Here is a 287-nt window from a genome sequence, read left to right on the forward strand (position 1 = left end):
GAAGGAGCTAACCGCTTTTTTGCACAACATGGGGGATCATGTAACTCGCCTTGATCGTTGGGAACCGGAGCTGAATGAAGCCATACCAAACGACGAGCGTGACACCACGATGCCTGTAGCAATGCCAACAACGTTGCGCAAACTATTAACTGGCGAACTACTTACTCTAGCTTCCCGGCAACAATTAATAGACTGGATGGAGGCGGATAAAGTTGCAGGACCACTTCTGCGCTCGGCCCTTCCGGCTGGCTGGTTTATTGCTGATAAATCTGGAGCCGGTGAGCGTG

At 51.6% G+C, this 287-nt stretch carries 1 protein-coding gene; it reads left to right on the forward strand.

Annotated features, from left to right (window positions below; all coding sequences use genetic code 11):
- Positions 1 to 287 (forward strand): serine hydrolase (locus ACLBYB_RS33355; RefSeq protein ID WP_447701444.1); only part of this gene is annotated, 287 nt, incomplete at both ends.

The sequence above is a fragment of the Methylobacterium sp. D54C genome (genome assembly GCF_053345595.1).